Source organism: Syntrophomonas sp. UBA5494 (assembly GCF_002426325.1).
The window spans coordinates 729-939 of record NZ_DIPG01000120.1 but is presented as its reverse complement, the minus strand read 5'-3'; the positions used below and the strand labels follow the sequence as shown (position 1 = coordinate 939).

The following is a 211-nucleotide window of genomic DNA, read 5'->3' as shown; positions in this document are numbered from 1 at the left end:
TATGGAAGTCTTCGTAATGGGAGAACTCCATGGAAAAACCGGCCCGCCCCTGGGTCAGGGAGCGCAAGGTGGTGGAATAACCGAACATCTCCGCCAGAGGAACGCAACCCCGGATGATCTGGGTATTGTTCACCGTGTCCATAGACTGCAAGCGCCCCCGGCGATTGCTGATATTGCTGATAATATTGCCGGTAAATTCCTCCGGAGCAGT

Annotated in this window: 1 pseudogene; it reads right to left on the bottom strand. The window is 54.5% G+C overall.

Going from position 1 to position 211, the window contains the following annotated elements:
- Positions 1 to 211 (bottom strand): annotated as a pseudogene (gene fusA / locus B3W37_RS13145) (elongation factor G); the annotation flags it as partial.